Raw genomic sequence first — 20,874 nt, 5'->3', positions numbered from 1 at the left:
GCAACTTGGAAAGGTTCGCGGGCTGGTTCGGGGCGCCGGTCCAACCTACCGAGGAGTTCTGGCCGGTCAGGGACATCTCTTTTTCGCTCTCGGCCGGAGAGGCGCTCGGGCTCATTGGGCAGAACGGCGCCGGCAAGAGCACGCTTCTGAAGTTGATCACCGGTACCGTGCGACCGACCGAAGGGACCGCGCATGTCGGTGGCCGCATTAGCGCCATTCTGGAACTCGGGCTCGGCTTCAATCCCGAATTCACCGGGCGGCAAAACGCCTACCATGCCGGCGGGCTGATGGGCTTTTCACAGGCGCGGCTGAGCGAACTCATGCCGCATATCGAGGACTTCGCCGAGATCGGCGAGTTCTTCGATCAGCCGCTTCGAACCTATTCAAGCGGCATGCATGCGCGTTTGGCCTTTGCCCTTGCCACCGCCGAACGGCCGGAGGTGCTGATCGTCGACGAGGTGCTTTCGGTTGGCGACAGCTATTTCCAGCACAAGAGCTTCGACCGGATACGCAGTTTCAGGGCCGCGGGTACCTCGATCATCCTCGTCACCCATAGTGTGGGCGATGTGAGAGCACTCTGTGACAGGGTGATCCTGCTGGACAAGGGACATGTCCTGAAGGACGGGCCGCCCGATGAGGTCGTCGACTATTACAATGCACTGATCGCGACCAAGGAGAACGAGAAGCTGACCGTGGAGCAGCGGCGAGAAAAGGACCAATGGCTCTATAGCCGGAGCGGGAGCAAGGTGGCAGCGGTCGAATCGGTGGCGCTGACCGACAGCGATAGCGGTGCCCAGATCAAGACTGCCCTTTCCGGACAGAGCATGACAATTCGAACCAGGATTGTTGCGAAGGAAGACATTGCGGAGCTCGTCATAGGCTTCATGCTGAGGGACCGCGCCGGCCATGTTGTTTGGGGAACCAACACTTGGCATACGGATCAGGTCCTTTCGAACCTCAAGGCCGGAGACGAGGTCGAATGTCGCCTGCGCCTCACTTGCGCGCTTGGCCAGGGTTCGTATGGCCTTTCAGTCGCACTCCACACCGGAGACGTTCACATCGACAGCAATTTCGACTGGATAGAAAACGTCGAGGTTTTTGACGTCATCAACTCAGGCCAGCCTTTCTTTATTGGGACGAGCCGTCTCGAGCACGCGTTCGAAATCGTCCGATGAAAAAGAACTTTGACGACTTGTACAAGGCCTTTGAAGACCGTTTCCGGGGTTCGCGGGAGCTCGTCAAGGAACGGCTGAGAATCTACCTGCCCTTGTTGGCACAAATACCCAAGCAAGGGGATAAGCCAGGCCTGGCTATCGATCTCGGCTGCGGGCGCGGCGAATGGCTGGAAATACTCGCTGAAGCCGGACTGGAAGCGGTAGGCGTGGATCTGAACGAAGGCATGGCGCAGGAAGCCGTCGACAATGGACTCAGAATCGAACTGCAGGACGCAATCCAGTATCTGCGCCAACAACCGAACAACAGCGTGGCAGTCATTTCGGCCTTCCATATGGTCGAGCATATACCGACTGATTACCTGATCGAGCTGCTTGACGAATGCCACAGGGTCCTTGCCGATAACGGCCTGCTCATTCTGGAAACGCCCAATCCAGAAAACATCTCGGTCGGGACACATACTTTCCACCTCGATCCAACTCACAAGAGCCCCCTGCCCCCGGACTTGCTTGAATTTCTGGTGGGGCAGGCCGGCTTCGCGGAAACCGCGATCCTGAGGCTAAACGGCGCGCCGATGATCGAGGCAGGGCCGATCGAGCGCAGCATTCACCTCATGTTCGAAGTGGCGCGCGATTATGGCTGCCTGGCAAAAAAACGCGACAAACGGCCTGCAAGAGGGCGCAAATCACTTGCCGCGTTTGTCCAAACCGCATCACAACAAATGCCCACCGATATGGGGAAAATAAAAGAGTGGCTCCGTTCCGCCGATGACGAGATCGCCGGCATTTCGGAAGAGGTCAAGACAATCATGTCCTCCACTGCGGATCAGCTTCAACAGTTGACCGTCAACCTTACCGCCCAGTCGGAGTTGATGCGAACGCAAAATATTGCGCTTCAAGACACGATGGCTTCACTCGCCAGACAACTGGAGCAGTTGGCTCGTAAAGAAGCTGCTATCGAGGAGCGCGATGCCGAAATTGCTCGGCTGAGCGGAAACGTCACGACGCTAGTTGAACAGGTAGACGCCTTTCAAAGTTCAACCTCATGGAGGCTCACGAGCCCGATACGCTCAATCAAGACCGGGACAGCAAGGTTCGCACAGGGAATGTCGGCTTCGCTGAAGTTTAAACCTGGATCGCGACTTTGGCGCGTGACCCGGCGCGGAGCCATTTCACTCGCCGGCTCTATTCTCGCTCGGCCGTTTCTTGCGAACCATGCAAGGCATCTACTACGCCGATTCCCCGGAATTGATGTCCGTGTGCGAGCAATTTTGACCCCGAATAGGATTTCTCTCCCGACACCAATGATGGGCGATTTTTCGACGTCGACGCAGCATGCAAGCCACATTTATTTCAAACTTAAAGCAGCTGTGGCAAGGACTCAGAAAGCGGCTGACTGATGCGTATAGTTATTGACATGCAGGGCGCTCAATCGGCCAGTCGGATGCGCGGTATAGGTCGATATACGCTGTCCTTTGTTGAGGCACTGGTACGCAATAGAGGCGGGCATGAAATCGTGCTCGCGTTAAATGGGCTGTTTTCCGATACGGTCGAGCCCATTCGATTGATGTTCCGCGATCTGCTGCCTCAAGAAAACATCCGCGTCTGGTCCGCCCCAGGGCCCGTATCTTTCCACATGAACGATAACGATGAGAGACGGCAAAGAGCACAGCTGATTCGAGAGGCATTTTTGGCTAGCCTCCAGCCCGATATCATCCATATTACGAGCCTATTCGAAGGCTTTGATGATGCCGCGGTTACCAGTGTTAGCTCGCTATTTGGTACAATTCCAATTTCTGTAACCCTATATGATTTGATCCCTCTTCTTGACGAGAACCAGTTCTTAAAGCGAGATCAACGCCTCGAAGAATGGTACCGTTGTAAATTGGACTATTTACAATCGGCCGACATTCTACTGGCTATTTCAGAAAGCTCTAGGGGTGATGCTATAACGCATCTGAGTACTTCCCCAGGCAGCATTATCAATGTTGGATCTGCTTGCTCTGATATATTTCAAAAAAAGCCGATTCCCAACTATGATGTAGAGCAATTATATTCCAAATTTAACATTAGATCTAATTTTATTGTTTGCTCATCTACGCTTGAATCTCATAAGAACCTCCACCGATTTCTCCGATGCTTCTCCTCTCTCCCGAATGACCTCTTAGAAAAATACATGGTTGTCCTCGTCGGACGAATATCAGATTTTCAAAATGAACTTTTGAATGACTTTATTTCATCAATAAAATTGCCTAGAAATCAAGTTATATCGACAGGTTATGTTACCGATGACGAACTGGTTTCGCTATACAATCTATGTGATCTGACGGTTGTACCATCCTATTTGGAAGGATTTGGCCTGCCCGCCTTAGAAGCTATGGCCTGCGGAGCGGCGGTCATCGGATCTAGTACCCCCAGCATTTCGGAAGTTGTCGGGCTAAAGGAAGCTCTTTTCGATCCATACGACGATGCGGATCTAACAGCAAAATTAGGGCAAGCTTTGTCGGATGAGGATTTTAGAACCTCTCTTAGATCACACGGCCTTGAACGAGCGCAAAGATTCTCATGGAACGAAACTGCACAATCCGCTCTTTCTTTTCTCGAACAAGCGGTGAAAAGGTTTGGCGGAGGCGAATCCACAAGCATGAAACAAGGCTTGCCGAAGCTTGCATATGTTTCGCCACTTCCACCGAGCCAGACCGGCATTGCTGAATACAGCGCTGAGCTCATCGCGTCCCTTTCGGAGTACTATGAAATAACCTGCATAATAGATCAAGTTATAGTAGGCAGTCAACCTGGTGAGCTCCTTCAGGTCCGGAACGCTGAGTGGTTTAGAAAAAACTATAACGACTTCGACAGGGTTTTGTATCATGTCGGGAATTCTCCGTTTCATGAATATATGCGTGAACTTATGGAAGATGTTCCTGGAGTAATGGTTCTTCATGATTTTTTTCTAAGTAGCTACTTGTATCATATCCAATCAGAGACGAGGGCTGGCGTCTGGACCAGTGCCCTATATGAATCTCACGGGTATAATTCTGTCAAAGACAGCTTACTCGATGACATGCAAGCGGTGACTGACTATCCGGCCAATCTGAACTTTATTAGAAATTCGCAGGGTGTCATTGTTCATTCGGCGCATTCGAAGCAACTTGCAGACCAATGGTACGGAGGGGGATTTTCGGACGATTGGCATGTCATTCCCATGTTGCGCCAGCCGCCACCAACGTCAGATCGTGAAAACGCACGTGCGTTGTTAGGCATAGGCAAAGACTCGTTTGTTATTTGTAGTTTCGGGCTTCTTGCAGCTACCAAGCTTAACCACCAGCTATTAGATGCATTTCTTAGCTCTGCGCTGGCGCGAGACAGCGCTTCTCAGCTTGTTTTTGTTGGGCAGCACGGAGGTGAATACGGCGCCTCGCTTGACCGAACAATCAGGAAAAGCGGCATCGGCGAACGCATTCGAATTACAGGCTGGGCTGATATGGCTACCTACCGCAATTATCTGGCAGCGGCAGATATAGCGGTACAACTTCGCACCCAATCCCGGGGGGAGACCTCCGCCGCGACGCTGGATTGCTTGAATTATGGCTTAGCAACCGTGGTCAATGCGCATGGTAGCTTGGCCGAGCTTCCGGATGAGTCGGTGTGGAAATTGCCGGATGATTTCCATGACGATAGCCTGATAGAAGCCCTTGAGGAACTTTGGAAAGACGCAGAAGTGCGCCGGTCTCTCGGCGAACGTGGCCGGGACATGATAAGCGTTCGCCACGCTCCGGCGAAATGTGCTCGATCCTACAGAGATGCAATAGAGCACTTTCACTCGAAGTCTGCTGTCGTCCTGCCCAAACTTATCGATGAAATCGCCACCAAACAGCCTCCCCGCGACGAAGACGAATATGTTCAGCTAGCTGCTGCAATCTCGTTAACGCTTCCGCGGAAACGGCCCCTAAAATGTATCTATCTTGATATCTCCGAGACGTGCAGAACGGAGCTGAAAAGTGGAATCGAACGCGCGGCGGTATCGCTCACACTCGCCCTTCTCGCAGCGCCACCGAAGGGCTGGCGGATAGAACCCGTCTATCTGGATACCGTATCAGAGAAGTGGGTCTATCGGCAGGCTAGTGATTTCACGCTGAGGACCATGGGCTACCCTCAGGCTCCGATTCGTGACGATGTTGTTGAACCTCAGGCTGGCGATATTCTCTTAGGACTGGATTTTTCGGGGCAAACACTAATCAACGCCGAAGCATCCGGGCTACATGCCGACTATCGAAAGCTTGGCGTGTCGGTCCATTTTGTAGTCTTTGATATCCTCCCTTTGACGATGTCGAAATTTTTCCCGCCCCAGGCGGATGAATCATTCCGGGAATGGTTGTCGGCAACGCTAAGGCAGCAAGGTGTTCTGTGTATATCGAAGGCCGTCGCCGATGATCTCTCAGCCTGGATTCGACAAGAAAATGTTAGCTTAGCACCATCTACCCGTATTGATTGGTTCCATCTGGGTGCCGATATTGACGAGGCCGCTCCTTCAAAAGGTTTACCGGATACTGCTCATAGGGTGCTGGGTGAGCTTCGCTCACGTACGACGTTTCTTATGGTTGGGACTGTTGAACCTCGGAAAGGGCATCTTCAGGTACTAGATGCCTTTGATAAACTTTGGGAACATGGAGTTGACATCAATTTGGTCGTCGTAGGAGCAGAAGGCTGGAAGCCATTATCTCACGAATATAGGCGTTCTATACCACAAATCGTGGAGAGACTTCGAACTTCACCAGAGAGAGGCAAGCGTCTATTCTGGTTGGAGGGTATCAGCGACGAGTATCTCGAAAGCATCTACGAAACCTCGGATTGCCTGATCGCAGCGTCAAAGGGCGAAGGGTTCGGGCTGCCTCTAATCGAGGCCGCACGTCACAAACTCCCGATCCTCGCGCGCGACATTCCTGTCTTTCGTGAGGTCGCAAGCAATCACGCCTTTTACTTCGATGGTTCCAAGCCCGAAGACCTGACAGGAGCCATCGATGAATGGCTCGCTCTTTACAAACGCGGCGAGCATCCAGTTTCCGACAACATGCCTTGGCTGACATGGAGAGAAAGCGCAGCGATGCTCATTGAGCGAACTATAGAAAAGCATCAGAAAAAGCTGGACAGAAAAGCGGAGGCGCCAGCAGATGAGCAGAGCAGCACGGCGGCCTAATTGTACCAGGTCAGGCTTGGCTTCGCTCACCTATATGATCGGATCGGTTTCCCTACTTAGTGCGACACTGGACGCCATCAACGGCCGTAGTGATTCAAGCGTTCACGGGGAAGAGACGCTATTCGCCTCGGCTGCTGTGTCCAAACAGGTATACCGGCGTCGCATCACAGTCGCCGGCGGCGCGACGCAAACCGTCTACGCCGTGGCGCAAGCATCTTTTGGCGCTAGCACGTGTGGAGTATTTGGCACGCTGTCGGCGCGTCGGGCGCGGTGAGAAAAGATCGATCCTACAGGGATGGATTTCGCCATCCCTGGACACCATCGACGGCGATCTGAGGATGCCCGCTTTCCATCTTAAAGATGGCCGGGCGCTCCATCTCAAGGGTCCAGTCTTCGCGCAACAGGGCAGCCAGAATTCGCCCCTCGATTTGGCGGGAATGTGTGCCGATGACGATGTACCGAACGAATTTGGCGAGGTCGGCCAAGGATGCCTCTATGTAGTCGGCCTCGCCGCCTTGGATATCAATGTGAAGGAGGTCCACCGGCTCGCCTTTGACGATCTCCGACAGGGGAAACGCGTCAAGGCGCTGATACTGCCCGGAGGCTGAAGCTTCCTTCATCTGTTTCGCCGTCGCTTTGAGGATCGGTTCTGATCCCCAAGATGCGCCAGCGTCTTCGACGATGGGAAACAGCGCCACCCCCTTCTTGGGAGCCGCCACACCGTGGATGATGCGATATTCTTTGGCCGAGAAGCCATTGGCCTCCATCGCCTCATGAGCATAGGCAACGTGCTCGTTGTCACCTTCGACGCCGATCAGTTCGACCGAAAGTCCTTTGCTGCGCGCGGCAGCGCCAGTGTTGTTCAACCAACATGCCCAGCCGCACCCGAGCTCCACCGCTCGGAAGTGGCTGGACGCAAGGTCGACAGCCCTCAGTGTCGCCGCCCATTCCGCGATGTCGGCATGCCAATTGTGAGGGATCGGTATCGGCTCGACGGTTCCCGCCTTGCCGGCGAGTAGTTGCGGGAAGAACCGAGGCGAAATCCTGACGCCGAGGAAATTCGTCAAGTAGGCGGGGTGAGGTTTCAGGTCGCCTCTCGCGTGGCTGTTGATCGTCGCGAGAGCGTCGAAACTGCAATTGTAGTGAAAGAATGGACTTTCGGGTTTTTGCCCGCGGAGACGCTCGTTCTCTATCTGCAATGCGTCGCGCTCTGCCAGAAGGTCCGTACGATCCTGCCACAGCCGCTTAATCTGCGGTATTTTGAGCGCTGCACTCTTAAACATTCCACCGCCTCCTGAAGTAGAGCGAAATGCACTACCACAACCAACCCCCGGTAACCGCCGAGCGGCATTTTCTTTACCCACAACCCAAAAGGCAACATTGGACCGCAACTTTACCCGGGCAACGCTGAGTGCTCGTCTGAATCCGAAGGTGGATGGTACTCTCGAAACCTGATCCTAACAGGCGCTCGGCTCCTTCCGAGTTGGCAGGGCGTATGGTAGGGCTACTTTGCAATGCTCCGTCGACTTCGAAGCCCTGACTCTGTTCCCAACAGTACAAATGTCCGGAAGCCTCTGCTTAATTCATTTCCGGAGAGACGATTGAAAATCGGGATCGACAGCAGGAATCTCGGATCAGCCACCGATGGAATCGGCAGGTTCGTGCACAATTCGGTCAAAGCGCTGACGGCGCTCGGCGCTGATCTGTTTGTCTATGCACCGAGCAAGATCAGTGCGAATTATGATATTCAGCCTGGCGTCTCCGTCCGGACCGCCAACTTCAAGGGCCCCTACGCGCGGGCGTTCTGGGGACAGGCAGTCCTGCCCTCCTGGGCCTTGCGCGATCGGGTCGAGATCTTGTGGGGGCCCTCCCATCGCCTGCCCTTCACCCTGGAAGGCCGGATCGGACGGGTGGTCACCATCCACGACCTTGTCTGGCTGCACGCCGCGGAGACCATGCGAACCCGGACCTGGCTGGGCGACCGGCTGATGATGAAGCCCGCACTGAAGACCGCCGATGTGGTGGTTACGGATTCGACAGCCACGGCAACCGCCTTGACCGCCGAATTCCCCTGGCTGAAATCGCCGATCAAGACGGTCGCGCCCGGCACAACCGCGCTGCCGGCTCCGGGCGATTTTTCTAGTTTGGAGCGTCTCGGCATCACCAGGCCCTACGCGCTTTTTGTCGGCACGCTCGAGCCCAGAAAGAACCTTCGCAATCTGATAAAGGCCTATAGTCTCCTGCCCGCGAGCAGCCGGTCGCGCTGCGACCTGGTTATCGTCGGCGGCAAGGGCTGGAAGCAGACGGGCCTGGCCGACGACGTGCGCGACGGTGCACTTGATACCAATATCAGGTTTACCGGTTTCGTCGATGACAGGACGCTCGCCACGCTCTATTCGAATTGCCTTTTTCTGGCGATGCCGTCGCTCTACGAGGGTTTCGGCTTTCCGATCGTCGAGGCACAGTCCTTCGGCAAACCGGCCCTGACCTCTAACACCTCATCGATGCCGGAAGTCGCGGGGGGCAGTTCCGTTCTTGTCGACCCGACGGACGCCGTGGCAATCGCCAGCGCATTCGATCGTTTGTCCATCGATGCGGCGTTCCGGGAGCGGATCGCGCTCGGCGCGCGGAAAAATGCAGAACGCTTCACCTGGGAGAACCACGCCAAGGGCATGGTTCAGATTTTTGAACAGGCCATCGCGCAAAGACGAAAGACCCACGCTTGAAAGTCCTGCACTTCTTCAAAACATACTGGCCGGATTCCTTTGGCGGGGTGGAGCGGACAATACACGCCATCGCTCAAAGCACCGCCCACCATGGCATCAAAACCGAAGTGCTCTCGCTAAGCCGTGCTCCGGACGAAAATACTCAAGGCTTCGACGGACATATGGCTCGGAAAGCCAAACTGGATTTCGAGCTGGCATCGACTGGTTTTTCGCGCGAGGTCTTTCGGGAATTCGGAGCTCTCGCCAGGAAAGCTGACCTGATACACTACCATTTTCCATGGCCGTTCATGGACATAGTGCATTTTCAGTCCCGTCACGGCAAACCGACTGTCCTCACCTATCATTCCGACATCGTCAAACAGAGATCTATCCTGCCCTTTTATCGACCGCTGATGATGCGGTTTCTGAAAGACATGGATGCGATCGTGGCGACATCGCCGGAATATTTGAGGTCGAGCCCTGTTCTCAAAACCTTCGAAGCCAGATCGAAGATCATTCCCATCGGTATCGACGAAACCGTATATCCCACGCCAACTGAAGCCGACAACAGCTGGTGCCGATCAACAGTTACGGGGCCGTTCGTGCTGTTCGTGGGTGTCTTGCGCTACTACAAGGGACTGGACATCCTGATCCAGGCCGCCGACCAGGTTCGATGCAAAATTGTCATAGCCGGGTCCGGGCCTATCGAAGAGCAGCTCAAGCTCCAGGCCAAGGCGTTGCGTCGCGACAATGTGATTTTCCTTGGCGAGGTCGCCGAGCCGCGCAAAATGGCGCTCCTCCACAACTGCCTCGGGTTCGTTTTCCCTTCAAACCAGAGGTCGGAAGCCTACGGGCTTTCACTGGTGGAGGCAGCGATGTGCGGCAAGCCGATGATTTCGTGCGAACTCGGAACCGGAACAAGCTATGTGAACAAAGCCGGCGAGACCGGGCTGGTAATTCCGCCTTCGGATCCGGCACGCCTTGCCGAAGCCATCAACAGGTTCGTCGATTCGCCGGTCGAAGTGGCGAACTGGGGGCGAGTTGCGCGTGATCGGTACGCTCGTCTTTTTGCCGCCGACAAAATGGGAAAGTCCTACGCCGATCTTTATTATCAACTCGACAGCCGCCGACGCTGAACGGCGGCCTCGCGGCTGCAGGAACTGAGATTCAGTCCGCATAGTCGTCATCGCGGCATTGAGCTTCCATTAGCGCGGTGCTCTTTGAACCTTGCGCAACACAGGGGAACGATGCTCGTAGCAACGCGTGCCAACGACTTCATCACTGAGCGCGATAATGCGCCAGTGTGGCAATCGGTTGAACGTCCAACTCTAACTGAGCCTCAAGACCGTCCACCGCGACTATGCCGCGTCTGGCAACCTCACGCGGCCGGAATTTTGTCTGGCAAGCATTTCCAGATGTTCCCTACAGATCGTCTCGACGAGGCCATCCACGACCAAGGTCCGGCGAGCGCGTGAACTCATAAAAGGCCGCGGGCGGGCGCACCGCTTTGTATGGTCGGTCAGAACTTGTAGCTGACACCTAGTCGAACAGCGTGAAATGATGGGTCGATCTTTTCATCATAACCGTTGACGGGGAACGAAATTCGTTTCGCACCAAAATCTGTGTACCGATACTCGACGCGCGCAGTGAGGTTATCTGTAAAAGCGTACTCGGCACCCGTTCCAATGGCCCAACCATGGAATGTGGCAGAGTTGCTTTCTGCCGTTGCTCCGCCGAAGCCTTCAACCGCATATGCAGAGCCTCGCATAAAGGCATAACCGCCCGTGCCGTAGAGGAGAACGCGATCTAATGCATAACCAACTCGCCCGCGTACCGACCCCAGCCACTTGAACTCAAAGCCGTTGATGTGACCGCCGGAGCCGCCATCATCGCCATCGATATTAGAAGCTTCGAAATCTCCCTCAAGGCCAAGTACCCAAGAGTCGAATTGCTTATTGTAACCAACGTGCGCACCGCCAAGCCATCCGTTTCCGTCAGCATCATCTTGCGTGAAGATGAACGGTCCACCGACATTTGCGTACGGCTGGTCGACACGGCTCCACCCATACCCGGCCTGCAAGCCGACATAGAACCCGCTCCAGTCGTACACGGACGCGATAGGTGCAACCACGTCAGCGGCCAAGACAGGCGTAAGCGTCAACGCGGACAACGCGGATGCGAGAAGAAGCCGTTTCATAGCGATCACCCCCAATTGCAATCTGTCGGAAACAGATACATCGAGCGCGTCAGCGTCAACAGAATCTACTGAGAAACGGCCCTGGTTGGGCCAATTTGTTGACAGTTGTGGCCCACAGGCAACAAAGATGGTGTATATTGCCGACCTACTTCCGCGCCGGTCTGGCGGGTTTAATCCCAATTGCCGTCTGAAATGGTGCCGAAGGTGGCAGGCTGCCGAAGCCGCTACGACGCTCGACCTCCTCAATCGAAAGATGGTCAGCTCGAGCAGACCGCAAGCATTATCAACTCTCACTGTGACGAGCTGAGCTAGGCCCAGGTCGTTGCGCCGGTCGCTTCAAGGAAGCGGCGGTTAAAGGTCCGCCCTTGAAGGAGCGGCCGGCGACGTAATGGTCAACCCGGGACCAAAGCGAGCTGAAGCACCTGAAGGCGAGGAAAACCTGCGTCCAGGCCTCACTGCAGGACTTCTGGGACGAGAACTGCGATGAAGCGGGCCAAGCGCCTACAAGAGTGGGCACGCATACCGTTGCTCCCGCCGCATTGATCGCCGCCTGCAGCCAGGTCTCCAAGGTGTCGACGTCGATCTCCTCTGCGGCGGTGATGCCTCCATCGCGGGCGCCAGTGAACGTGTTGCCCCTGCGCGCATTGCTGGCCTCAGGTGGCTGTGCGGACCCCAACGCCGCCTGGCCGGCGCCGCAGGGGCGGGTTGGGGACCAAAAATGGGCGCCGGCCAGGCGGCGTTGGGGTCCGCCGCGAGCAGGATAATAGCAACGCTCGCAAAACAGGTAATTGCGTGATCACGGAAGGCCGCGTTTATGCGGTCCCATCCGTTTCGCTACCTTCGCCAATTGCACGTACAGGCAGATAGACGTTCGTTTCCAGCCACTCGTGCAGCACAATCTGAATGAGGTCCAACCCGGCCAATGTTCATCTTGGTCGCAATAGAGTTGAGCGCGCCTTCGATCGGCGGCTCCAGCGGGACCGCGGCGACGTTTCTCGGTACCAAGGCAGCGCGACGAAGCATGATCTGAAGATCGGCGCGAGACATATCGCCTATGACGTCGGCGGCGCTTTCCAGTGTTTCTGCAACAGATATCGTCTCGGATCGCCTTCATTCAGAGCTATTTTTCTCCTCCTTACCCGGAATCAAATCGGCTCTCTGTTCAAGTTCCCACTCTCACGCAGCAGGAATCTGTCGGGTAAGCATTTCCAGATGTTCCCTGCAGATCGTCTCGACGAGGCCATGCAGGACCGAGGTCCGTTCACCAAGCCATTCCAACGCCTCGACGCTGATCTGATAGTGCTCGGAATATCGTGCCTTCACATAGGCCTCGTTCAGCGTGTTGAACCAGGCGCGAAAGCGCTGCTGGTCGCGCGGCCAGGCTTCGGTAAGCCGCCGGTCATGCTCCTCGGCCAACGTACGAAGAAAGTTCAGGTTGTGCGATGGCGGGCTGTAGCTCGTAAGCGTAAGGAGAAGGGCCGAGTAGGAGTGCTCGATAGCTTGATGTAGCAAAAAGGCAGATCGAGCCCTCCAATCATTTTGCAGAGCAAATTTGTAAGTCTCAAAAAACTCATATGCGGCTGGCATCCGGTTGTCGAAATGCTCACGCGCCAACCTTAGCGCATCCGCCGCCCCCTGCGGTTTGGGTTCCGCCAACGGCTCGTCATCGAGTTCGTAAAGCACGATGCCCTGGCGCCGTATCTCGGAGAAGAAATACTGCCCCTGCCGCAACGCGGTATTCACTTCCCGGCGAGAGTGCACGATCAAGCCGACCTGGGTGGAAACACCGGGATCGCGCAACAGCCGATCGCTGGCCTTGTACCAGTAGGTGGCAAAATCCGTCAGCTTGCGATTGTTGACGACGACCAGGACATCGAAATCCGACCGGTAGCCTTTCATGGTGTGGGGCTCGTCGACCCAGTCGCCGCGCGCGTAGGAACCAAACAGGATTATTTTGAGGATCCTGCCCTTTTTCTTGAACTCGGCCGAACTGCCTTTGAGCGCATCCTCGAGCTCTTCGTGCAGGATCTCGACGACGCGAGCGAGTTCGCGCTGCTTGTTCGGTGGCAGGTGATCCAGGCTGGTTTTCATCATCCGATATTGCGTGGTCCGCGATCTGCGCGAAAGGGATAGATGACGCCGGTGGCGAAATCCATGCCCGCTGGCCAAACCGTCTGCATTCTATTTTCGACCGAGTGCCAGAGCTCCTGCTTGTCGCCCATCTACCCAAAGGAGATGATATTTCAACTTAAGCCCAAGATCAAACAGACTTTTGGCACAAGACATATACAAAATAAATCGCTATGTGACGACCATCCTGACAACTGTAGTAGAATCATCTAATATTGAAAAAATCTTCACCTTGATCGTGTTGCGACATCATTGCGGCGCTCGAGAGCGCAAATTCCTTATCTCTTATCAACCATGAGTCTGATCGGGATGAGACCTTGGACTCTCGTTTCTCCTCCGACGCCAGCCATTATCCGCTTATCAGCCATATCCTCGAAATCGAGGGATTTGCCTGCCTGCCGGCCAGCGACTGCGCAAAGGCGCTGGAACTGTTGCCGCAACGGCCCTTCACGGCCGTCCTGCTCGATTGCACGATTGCAGCGATTCATCTTGTAAGCCCGACGCCATTGACCGGCTCTGCCAAGCGAGCAAGGAACGGTCAATTCCACTCGCTGCCGTGCTCGGCGCGATTTCTCTGTCGCGGCTCATGGGACCTCCTCATATGATCTGATCCGGTGACCAGCGAGAATCAGGGCTTTCTGGGCGCCGAGGCTTTGCGAGCATGCGCAAGGGAGCCGCCTTCATCGCCGACACGCTATGAGCTGGAAAACGTTGAGAAGTCCTCGGCCTCGTCGGAGGCAAGATGCCTTGATCGATCACTGAAATGCACAAAAATATCCTGCCAGATGATCCAATATAACTGCCAAAATCGTGACGGGATCTCGATTTAAGTGCCCATTCTCAATTTAAGTGCACGGCTAGGTCATTGAATTCACAGTCACAGAGCTCCCATGCAAGTGCCACGCGACAATTCCGGTTCTTCTCAGCAGCGCCACGCGGGCTAACGCTGATTATCGTATGGCCGGGCTGTAACCTGTTCTCGCCTCACGGGGCTCGCAATGCTTCCAGGAAATCGCGGCACCATTTTGAGATGTCATGCTTCAGCAGGTGCTGCATCATCTGGTTCCAGCGTTGGCGACGCGCTTCCATCGACATGGACAGCGCCTGGGCAATCGCGTTGGCGACGGCTTCTATGTCGTAAGGGTTGACAAGGATTGCCCCGTCGAGTTCGCGAGCCGCGCCGGCAAAGCGCGACAGCACGAGCACGCCCGGATCCTCAGAGCGCTGCGCAGAGACGTATTCCTTTGCGACGAGGTTCATGCCGTCGCGGATCGGTGTGACAAGGCCGACCCGGGCCACGCGGTAGATCCCGGCAAGCGTCGCCTGGCCGATCGACCGGTTCACGTAGCGGATTGGCACCCAGTCTGGAGTTCCGTGTCGCCCGTTGACCCGGCCAGCGAACTCGGCCACCTGCCGCTGCAAGGTAGCATATTGAAGGACTTCCGAGCGCGACTTCGGCGTGATCTGCAGGAGTGTCGCGCGTCCCTGCGAGGCGGGATTGGCGGCGATGAACTTATCGAAGGCTTCGATCTTATGCGTCAGGCCCTTCGAGTAGTCGAGCCGGTCCACACCCACGATCAGGTCGCGATCGCGAAAGCTCTCCTCGATTTTGCGGACCGAACCGCTTCTTACCGCGTTCTGGGCAAGCTGCGCGAAACCCGCCGTGTCGATTCCGATGGGGAATACGCCCACGCGAAAGCGGTGGCCATAGGCCTCGAACCAGCCATCCTCAAGTGCCCGGCCGATGCCCTCACGCTCGAGGCAGCTTGCGAAATTGTCTGCATCGAACTGCGTCTGGAAGCCGACCAGATCATAGGCGGTCAGACGGCGCACGATCGTCTCGTGGACCGGTAGCGCGAAAAATAGGTCCGGCGGTGGCCATGGAATGTGGAGGAAGAAGCCGAGGCGGTTCTTCACGCCCATGTGGCGCAGTTCGGACCCCATTGGGATCAGGTGATAGTCCTGGACCCAGACGACATCGTCGGGCCTGAGGTGAGGTGCGAGCTGCTGGGCGAAGAAGCGGTTCACCCGGAAGTAGCCGGCCATGTCCTTGCGCGCATAGTCGGTCAGGTCCAACCGGTAATGGCAGAGCGGCCAGAGCACGCTGTTGGCAAACCCGGTATAATATTCGTCGATATCGGGTCGGCTAAGGTCGGTCAGGGCATAGGTGATGCGGCCTTCCTCGCGAAAGACGGGTTTGCCGGGCTCGCGCGCGCCGCTCGACTTGCCAGACCATCCCATCCAGAGGCCGCCATGCTCCGAAAGCGCGGCCTGCATGGCAATGGCGAGCCCACCGGCCTGGACTGCGCGCTTGCCTGGAGAGGACACGCGATTCGAAATAACCACGAGGCGGCTCACAGCAAGTCATCCCAGCGGCGCGACAGATGCATCGCCGCTTTAGTCTGGGGGAAGTTGCCCCGGAATTTGCCGGTCTCGACACGCCATCGGGTGGTGCGGGCGTTGAACGCGGTTTCCGGTTCGTCGAAATCGTCCGGCACCCGATCGGGGTAAAGATGATGGAGGAACATGCCTCCGCCTCTCCAGACATTAAGGTACCGAATTAGCGGTCTCCTCCGCCCTGCGACACGCATTTCGTATTGGTGGTAGCGGGCGCGCTGTTATTTCTCAGGGCGATAATCGTATGCGAATACATCGAGCAGAGTTACCTATCATACAAACTCCCAATCGCGCCAAAAAACGCTCAAAAGTTCGGCCAGTTCGGCTGTTGAACTTGGTGGAAGTGCGAAGTGGCATTTTTCCGTTCCTCATCGAGTGGGCACGCAGACCGGCTTGAACAGGCTCTTGAGGTGAACATGACAAAAATGGTTCGAGCCGACCGGTGACAGCTATTTCTCGCATATGAACCGCCAAAGCATCAGGCATCGTCGTGAGGCGAAGGGCGATCAGGCAGCGCTTGCCGTCAAGACAGCGAGCAAGAAGTCAGAAGCGCCGAGAGGATGGTTGCGGATGGCGGCTGGCTCCGGAGCCTGCGCGTATTTCCGCTCCTGCCGCCGAAACGGAACGCGACGACGCCGGTTTCAAAGATGCACCGCATCCCGTAACGGCTGAATAATCGTCAGCCGCAATGACTGGCAGGTCGATCGAAAACCTTCTGCAGAATTCTCAGATGCTCGGGTCGAAAATGCCGCCCGTCAATGAGCTTGATCGTCGCCTCATCATCGACCATCAGCGGGACGCGGATGAAGATCCCCCTCGCCCGTCACCTCATCCCCGGTCTGACCGACGGCACACTCTTTTCAGTTGGCAGACGTGACCATTTCGGCTGGATGATCATTCGTCACTGGGCGATGGGCGGCAGATTTGAGAGTGTCGTCGGAGAAGACCTCAGAGCCAGGCCGATAGACCGAACCGAAGCCATGTCGGGCTTGCCCACTTCAGCGCCGGCATAGAGCTGCAAGCTAGTGCGCGCGATACGGGCGTCGGCAACAAGATAGCCGTCATCGCGCCGCCGCGTTCCCGCGATGATACAGCGTCTGTGAATTGCATGGCAGCGCTTCGGCAGTTAACTTGCCGCCCTCATGGAGTAAAATATGGATTATCGAACAGCCACCATCGCCGATCTTGCCGCCATCTTCCGAGATTTAGCTCTTCGGATGGCTGACCAGTACGCGACCGCCGGTTTGAATATCGATGAGGTGAAGGACGAATTCTTGATGTGCCTGAAAGAGGGGCGAGGCCATACCTTGCTGAAGGATGGGAGACCGGTCGCTCTAATCGCCTGGCGGGAAGCTGAGCACGCCGCGCAGACGGCTTTCGCAGCCCATGAAAGCTTCTTTTCCCGGTCGACAGTTCGGTTCTGCAAGAAGCACATCAGGCATATCCAAGCTCTATGCGGAAACCTTCAAATCCATTCATACAGCTGGTCAGATCGGCCGGAAGTCGTGAAGTGGTTCAGCGTTTTGGGTTTTAAAGAACGGGAACGCGGAAAAGGCTTCATTGTCTTCGAACTTGACCCAGCATAAACGATCCACGTCTCGGCGAGCTTTCGCTATCCAATCCTCGTCGGCTTCGTGAAATATTTCCGGTCCAAGCACGATCTCACCTTGGTAGGGCTCGATCTTGGAAAGATCGTCCGGCCATCGTAGCTGATGATGATATGGGCATTCGGGGTGATCCAGGAGGTTGGGTGTGGCAGGCGTAGAACTTGCTACTGCCTATGCTTGATCCTTGCGAACGCGCGCGGCTGCGCGTGAGCACGATCCTGCCCCGCTGACGCCGGGCGAAGCTAGCGTTGACGCAGCTGAGCAAACACTGCGAGCCAGAAGCGATAGTCCGCTTCACGCCCATCACAACGGGCCGAGACCGCGCACCAAGCCGCAGCTGTGGCGGCGGAGGACCCATAAAGGGCGATCGCTGCCTCTGTTGCGGCCTGCGGATTGCTCAGCTCCCACAGCGCCAGGCCCACGTTGCCGACGCCAGTGTCGAACTCCTCGATGTCGATTTTTGTCACGCCAAAACCTCCCGCGGGCCGTCCGGCGCGGGCAGCGGGATTGCCGCGAGGCCGGACGTTGAAACCCACGCAGAAGTGAGCCACGGTCTTCAGGCTTGCGCCCTCGACATTGTCGTGTCGTCCCTGGCCATTGGGCGGCTGGTAGGGTTGAGGCGTGAACGCCTCGCGACGCGAACTTGCGCGTCGAACCTCAATATTGCAGATGCTCGCATCGAGAGCAATCGCCTCCCCACCCTGGCCTTCACTTGGTCTTCACTTGACCCCACTTGGCCAGCCGAGAGGATGGCCTTGGCACCTTCAAGATATAAGCGGTGACATTCGCCGCTGTCGCCTGCACCTTGCGGCCAATGCTTGAAATCACATCGTGCCCAATCTTGCGGCCGCCCGACAATCGCTACTTCTCCTCCATGGCGCAGACGTTTGAGGGGCATGTGCGCAGCCGCGGTCAATGCCCCGTCGTGGTTAGCGCCAGCCGGGCACCTCATGTAGCGAAGTCGGTGTGGACCGTCGCAGGTTCAGCCCTCTTTTGACCCGCCAATGTGCACGCCGTAGTGCGCCATGCCCCTGCGAGGGCGAACGTTTCGGATTATGCAAACAGCCAGGAAGGTGCACAGGACGATCGAAGGCATCTGAAACAAACACGACGACGGAGGGCGACAGGCTCGCCGAAACGGAGGTTTTGCACCGAATGGGTTCGGGCAGAGCGCCGAGTTGCGGGCTTTGATCCCATCAAACGTGCTGGGAAAACTGCCAATACACTGGTTTGGGCAAGGTTCGGCGTCCAGCAGCATCTGCTTCATCCGAAAGGGGACTATATAAATTTTACAATTAATACAGTAACATCAACAGTGTCGATTGAATTTTTGGGGAACTGTTGCAAAGGGTCGCTCCACCGGTTATGGCTTGCAACAGTTGTGAGCTAATCGTTGGATCGCTGTTGAGGTGGCTGATTTTATTGAATTAAATAACGACCAGCGTCGCGAGAAAGTCAATTCCGACCAACGCTTCACTGCGCTTAGGGAGGCCCAAAGAAAGGCGAAGAGCTTTCGCGGATCCCTCGTCTGGCACACCGTGAACGGCATCGACCACCTGATGCGAAGCTACTACGACTCCACCGGTGCACGACGCCAGAAGGTGGAAGGTCGGCGCTCGCCGGCGACCGAAGCTCAGAAAGCGGATTGGGAAGTAGCTCGCGCGTCCGCCCAAGAGACGCTCTCCGCGCGACAGGAGCAGATTGTGCGCCAATCTGCTGTCAATCGAGCGCTCAGGCTCGGACGTGTTCCCTTCCTCGCCGCAAGAATTATCAGGGCAATCGATGACGCCGGTCTTCTCGGCGAAGGCATTCGTATTGCTGGAACGAATGCGATCTATGCCTATGAGGCGGCGGCCGGAGTGCTCGTGGATCCAGGGATCACGTCGACGGAAGACATTGACCTCCTCATGGATGCGCGCCAATCCCTCAGAATCATGGCTGGCACCAACGTCGAAGATGGAGCGCTCATCAACCTTTTGCGCAAGGTCGATCGGTCCTTCGAGCGTTCATCCGCGACGTTCCGCGCGGTGAACCGCGACGGATATCTCGTCGATCTGATCAAGCCGCTTGCGAACCCGGCGTGGAAGCAGAGTCGGGAAACTGTTGGGAAGGCCGACGACGAATTGGTGGCCGCGGAGATCGCCGGCTTGGCATGGCTGGAAAATGCCCCTGCTTTCGAAGCAATCGCGATCGATGAAAAAGGTGGACCGTTACGCCTCATCGTTCCCGATCCCCGGATTTTTGCCGCTCACAAATTCTGGGTCTCGAAACGGGCTGATCGCGAGCCAATCAAGCGCCGTCGCGACTTGGCCCAGGCGCAAGCTGTTGCCCGGCTCACGACGCAATATCTCGAGCATCTCCCGTACGAAGCAAGCGAGCTTCGGGTCCTTCCCCGGGCGGTTTTCGACGAGGCCCATCATTTGTTCGCGCGACCAGCGTCGACGCCGTGAATGCGGGAGGTACAGGTTGGGCCCTGGTGGTGCCGGCGAATGAAGTAGGCCCGCAGCCATAAACAGATGCCAGCCATCGCGTGCAGACACTGTTCAAAATGTTGCCCAATGAAAGGCATCGACATGCCAGATCACATTCTTCCCCAGCAGAAGGCCCCTAAGCTGATCGTCGTCACCGCCTTTGATCGCGATGAGTGCGGCGACCTCCAGCCTATCTACGGGCCAGCCGAGCAGCAGACCGAGGACCGGGCGATAAGGACTGCGAAGGGCTTGGCGGGGAAACACGCTGGCGTCATTGCGTGGTCGCGTGATGCTAATCCGGCGCTGGGCGAATACGGCGAGCCGACGACGCTCTTTGTTGGGGGCGACGTGCCCGACATGGAGTGACGTATCAGCGACGTCTTTCTCAAACCTTCGCCTTGCGCCAGCCGGCCCACCACGCTTCCCATTGAGAACAGAACCATCGCTCCCCGCGCGCCGGGTTGATCCGCGTAGCCAGATAGTATTCCTGGCCCGGCATGTGATAGATGTGTTCGCCCCACTCGTTGATGTTGCCCTTGATGTTGCAGCCCGCTCTGTGGACTGCCACCGTCCTAGATGATGAAGTTCCGGGGTAGTGAACGCGCGGGAGTTGAGGCTGATCGTTGGTCGCAACGTAGGCGACCGAGGTAATCCCCAGTAGCGCTTCTGTAATGGGCCCTCGTTCGTCAAGTCCCCTCTGAACGATATCTCATCGCCAGGATCATGCTTCTGTCCGTGGTCAGCGCGAGGGCCGCCACACTATGCCATCAGATCCAGAGCTGACAGGTCAATCTAGGAAGCGTGATCTGCCGAAGCATTTGAGGTCCCGTCGCCGGGACGAGGGCTTGGCAAGGTCGTGTGTAGCGCTGTGAGAGTCCTCTCTGATTGGGGTCGTCGTGGTCAAGGTGCTCCTGCACTTTTTCTCGGACCGTTCCGCGGGTCACTCGCTTCTCTTCGCGGTCGGCGCTTGGGCCGCCGCATGATGGGATCAGGAGAGC

The 20,874-nt window shown here is 56.5% G+C and carries 15 protein-coding genes and 2 pseudogenes; 8 read left to right on the top strand and 9 right to left on the bottom strand.

From position 1 onward, the window contains the following. The first annotated feature begins 5 nt into the window (after positions 1-5). Genes EN859_RS27575 through EN859_RS27565 form a run of 3 tightly spaced genes read left to right on the top strand, consistent with a single transcriptional unit; the run spans position 6 to position 6,369 of the window. Positions 6-1,175, top strand: coding sequence for an ABC transporter ATP-binding protein (locus EN859_RS27575; RefSeq protein ID WP_245525719.1), 1,170 nt, complete (start codon positions 6-8; stop codon positions 1,173-1,175). After that, positions 1,172-2,572: a class I SAM-dependent methyltransferase gene (locus EN859_RS27570; RefSeq protein WP_127855884.1), complete on the top strand. Its 1,401-nt coding sequence runs from the start codon at positions 1,172-1,174 to the stop codon at positions 2,570-2,572. Before EN859_RS27575 ends, EN859_RS27570 begins: the two co-directional genes overlap by 4 nt. Beyond that, a complete protein-coding gene (locus EN859_RS27565; RefSeq protein ID WP_127855883.1) occupies positions 2,572-6,369 on the top strand; it encodes a glycosyltransferase in 3,798 nt (1,265 codons plus the stop codon). Before EN859_RS27570 ends, EN859_RS27565 begins: the two co-directional genes overlap by 1 nt. Before the next feature lie 287 nt (positions 6,370-6,656). Here EN859_RS27565 and EN859_RS27560 read toward each other — a convergent pair whose 3' ends face one another. Continuing rightward, on the bottom strand, positions 6,657-7,652 hold the full coding sequence (locus EN859_RS27560) for an FkbM family methyltransferase (RefSeq protein WP_127855882.1): 996 nt from the start codon (positions 7,650-7,652) through the stop codon (positions 6,657-6,659). 231 nt (positions 7,653-7,883) lie between these two features. Here EN859_RS27560 and EN859_RS27555 point away from each other — a divergent pair, with 231 nt between their 5' ends. Both EN859_RS27555 and EN859_RS27550 read left to right on the top strand, forming a co-directional pair. Next, positions 7,884-9,095 carry a glycosyltransferase family 1 protein gene (locus EN859_RS27555; RefSeq protein WP_245525718.1) on the top strand — a complete coding sequence of 404 codons (1,212 nt, stop codon included), beginning with the start codon at positions 7,884-7,886 and terminating at the stop codon, positions 9,093-9,095. Beyond that, positions 9,092-10,210 (top strand): glycosyltransferase, encoded by a 1,119-nt coding sequence (locus EN859_RS27550; protein WP_127855880.1) that lies wholly within the window; start codon positions 9,092-9,094, stop codon positions 10,208-10,210. Before EN859_RS27555 ends, EN859_RS27550 begins: the two co-directional genes overlap by 4 nt. Before the next feature lie 383 nt (positions 10,211-10,593). Here EN859_RS27550 and EN859_RS27545 read toward each other — a convergent pair whose 3' ends face one another. The 6 genes and pseudogenes from EN859_RS27545 to EN859_RS27525 all read right to left on the bottom strand — a co-directional run. Then, positions 10,594-11,271, bottom strand: a complete 678-nt coding sequence (locus EN859_RS27545; protein WP_127855879.1) for an outer membrane protein — start codon at positions 11,269-11,271, stop codon at positions 10,594-10,596. 812 nt (positions 11,272-12,083) lie between these two features. Continuing rightward, positions 12,084-12,318: pseudogene (locus EN859_RS39625) on the bottom strand (hypothetical protein). Positions 12,319-12,447: 129 nt separating this feature from the next. Continuing rightward, on the bottom strand, positions 12,448-13,362 hold the full coding sequence (locus tag EN859_RS27535; RefSeq protein ID WP_127855946.1) for a nucleotidyltransferase and HEPN domain-containing protein: 915 nt from the start codon (positions 13,360-13,362) through the stop codon (positions 12,448-12,450). A 1,023-nt stretch (positions 13,363-14,385) separates the two neighbouring features. After that, positions 14,386-15,759, bottom strand: coding sequence for an alpha,alpha-trehalose-phosphate synthase (UDP-forming) (gene otsA, locus EN859_RS27530; protein WP_127855878.1), 1,374 nt, complete (start codon positions 15,757-15,759; stop codon positions 14,386-14,388). After that, positions 15,756-15,929 carry a hypothetical protein gene (locus tag EN859_RS38325; protein ID WP_189502258.1) on the bottom strand — a complete coding sequence of 58 codons (174 nt, stop codon included), beginning with the start codon at positions 15,927-15,929 and terminating at the stop codon, positions 15,756-15,758. The genes otsA and EN859_RS38325 overlap by 4 nt, the downstream gene beginning before the upstream one ends. Positions 15,930-16,549: 620 nt before the next feature. Beyond that, positions 16,550-16,908 (bottom strand): annotated as a pseudogene (locus tag EN859_RS27525) (DUF2213 domain-containing protein); the annotation flags it as partial. Between the two features lie 44 nt (positions 16,909-16,952). On the opposite strand from EN859_RS27525, the gene EN859_RS27520 reads away from it, so the two are divergent. Next, complete coding sequence (locus tag EN859_RS27520) at positions 16,953-17,384, top strand: hypothetical protein (protein WP_127855877.1); 432 nt, start codon at positions 16,953-16,955, stop codon at positions 17,382-17,384. A gap of 263 nt (positions 17,385-17,647) precedes the next feature. Here EN859_RS27520 and EN859_RS27515 read toward each other — a convergent pair whose 3' ends face one another. Next, on the bottom strand, positions 17,648-17,872 hold the full coding sequence (locus EN859_RS27515; protein ID WP_245525717.1) for a hypothetical protein: 225 nt from the start codon (positions 17,870-17,872) through the stop codon (positions 17,648-17,650). Positions 17,873-18,814: 942 nt separating this feature from the next. Between EN859_RS27515 and EN859_RS27505 the strand changes: the two genes are divergently transcribed. Both EN859_RS27505 and EN859_RS27500 read left to right on the top strand, forming a co-directional pair. Beyond that, positions 18,815-19,855 (top strand): nucleotidyltransferase domain-containing protein, encoded by a 1,041-nt coding sequence (locus tag EN859_RS27505; protein WP_127855875.1) that lies wholly within the window; start codon positions 18,815-18,817, stop codon positions 19,853-19,855. A gap of 123 nt (positions 19,856-19,978) precedes the next feature. Beyond that, complete coding sequence (locus tag EN859_RS27500) at positions 19,979-20,242, top strand: hypothetical protein (protein ID WP_189502274.1); 264 nt, start codon at positions 19,979-19,981, stop codon at positions 20,240-20,242. A gap of 19 nt (positions 20,243-20,261) precedes the next feature. Here the strand turns inward: EN859_RS27500 and EN859_RS27495 are convergent, their stop codons facing one another. Beyond that, the gene (locus tag EN859_RS27495) at positions 20,262-20,582 is read right to left on the bottom strand and encodes a hypothetical protein (RefSeq protein ID WP_127855873.1); all 321 of its coding nucleotides are present in this window, start codon (positions 20,580-20,582) and stop codon (positions 20,262-20,264) included. Positions 20,583-20,874 lie beyond the last annotated feature (292 nt).

The organism is Mesorhizobium sp. M00.F.Ca.ET.216.01.1.1 (assembly GCF_004010325.2).
Taxonomy (GTDB): Bacteria; Pseudomonadota; Alphaproteobacteria; order Rhizobiales; family Rhizobiaceae; genus Mesorhizobium.
This window is presented reverse-complemented; position numbering and strand designations above follow the sequence as displayed.